This window comes from Neosynechococcus sphagnicola sy1 (genome assembly GCF_000775285.1).
In the GTDB taxonomy this organism is placed as follows: Bacteria; Cyanobacteriota; Cyanobacteriia; order Neosynechococcales; family Neosynechococcaceae; genus Neosynechococcus; species Neosynechococcus sphagnicola.
The window spans coordinates 1-833 of the sequence record NZ_JJML01000118.1 but is presented as its reverse complement, the minus strand read 5'-3'; the positions used below and the strand labels follow the sequence as shown (position 1 = coordinate 833).

The following is an 833-nucleotide window of genomic DNA, read 5'->3' as shown; positions in this document are numbered from 1 at the left end:
TCGGTCTGACCATTGCCGTGCACAACGGCAAGCAGCACGTGCCGGTCTATGTCACCGACCAGATGGTGGGCCACAAGCTGGGCGAATTCGCCCTGACGCGCACCTTCAAGGGTCACCCCGCTGACAAAAAAGCGAAGAAGTAAGGAACGACCATGTCTGAAACACGTGCAGTCCTCCGGGGCGTCCGTCTGTCGGTCGATAAGGGCCGTCTGGTCGCCGATCTGATCCGCGGCAAGAAGGTGGACCAAGCTCTGAACATCCTGACGTTCACGCAGAAAAAACGCTGCTGGCATCGTCAAGAAGGTTCTGGAGTCGGCCATTGCCAACGCCGAACACAACGATGGCGCTGACATCGACGAACTGAAGGTCAAGACCATCTACGTCGAACAAGGCACCACGCTCAAGCGCTTCACCGCGCGCGCCAAAGGCCGACGGCAACCGCATCAGCAAGCCCACGTGCCATGTGTACGTGACGGTTGGCAACTTAAAGGCTCGGGAAGACTATGGGACAGAAAATCCATCCTACCGGCTTCCGCCTTGCGGTCAGCCGCAACTGGTCCAGCCGTTGGTACGCCAGCAACCGCGACTTCGCGGGCATGCTGGCCGAAGACATCAAGGTGCGTGAGTACCTGAAGGCCAAGCTGAAGAACGCGGCTGTGTCGCGCATCTTGATCGAGCGCCCCGCCAAGAACGCCCGCATCACCATTTACTCGGCACGTCCTGGTGTGGTGATCGGCAAGAAGGGTGAAGACATCGAGAACCTGAAGAAGGAACTCGCGTCGCGTCTGGGCGTGCCTGTCGCAGTGAACATCGAAGAAGTGCGCAAGCCCGAA

General features: G+C 59.2%; 2 protein-coding genes and 1 pseudogene. All 3 read left to right on the top strand.

Annotated features, from left to right (window positions below; all coding sequences use genetic code 11):
- The coding region (locus DO97_RS20380; protein ID WP_036537204.1) for a ribosomal protein S19 family protein at positions 1-143 on the top strand (143 nt) is incomplete at its 5' end.
- 9 nt (positions 144-152) lie between these two features.
- Positions 153-484: pseudogene (rplV, locus tag DO97_RS20375) on the top strand (50S ribosomal protein L22); the annotation flags it as partial.
- Between the two features lie 19 nt (positions 485-503).
- The coding region (gene rpsC / locus DO97_RS20370) for a 30S ribosomal protein S3 (RefSeq protein ID WP_036537206.1) at positions 504-833 on the top strand (330 nt) is incomplete at its 3' end.